The organism is Dietzia massiliensis (assembly GCF_018390595.1).
GTDB lineage: Bacteria > Actinomycetota > Actinomycetes > Mycobacteriales > Mycobacteriaceae > Dietzia > Dietzia massiliensis.
On the sequence record NZ_JAHBAV010000152.1, the window covers coordinates 1 to 542 of the forward strand.

At 36.7% G+C, this 542-nt stretch carries 1 protein-coding gene; it reads left to right on the forward strand.

What is annotated here, in order from left to right; all coding sequences use genetic code 11:
- A partial coding sequence (locus KHA85_RS20100; protein ID WP_213186642.1) for an FIVAR domain-containing protein occupies positions 1-509 on the forward strand: 509 nt, incomplete at its 5' end.
- Between the last annotated feature and the right edge of the window lie 33 nt (positions 510-542).

Here is a 542-nt window from a genome sequence, read left to right on the forward strand (position 1 = left end):
CAGTAGTAGTAACTGAATTTAAAGATGCACTTGCTCAAGCTCAAATAGTTTTAGCTAACCCAGATGCAATACAAGAAGAAGTTGATACAGCCTTTAATCGCCTTGCAAATGCAATGTGGAAATTAGAATTCTACAAAGGTAACAAGGTACAATTACAAGCATTTGTTGAACAGGTAACTGGTTTAAATGAAGATGACTATAGTGAAAAAACTTGGCTTGTATTTGAAGAAGCATTAAATAATGCTAATGTTGTATTAGCTAATGAAAATGCAATGCAAGAAGAAGTAAACAATGCATACAAAGAATTAGTAACAGCATTCTTGAACTTAAGATTAATTCCAGATAAGAGTTTATTAGAAGACTTAATTAATCAAGCAGAAGGATTCACTGCTGTAAATTATACAAAAGCCTCATTTGCTGGCTTAACACCCGCATTCCATGCAGCAACCGCAGTATCTGAACATCCCAATGCAACACACGACGCCGTAGCCAATGCAACAGCACCATGAGAGAAAGCACTAACCGGATGCCCGTCAAAGCCA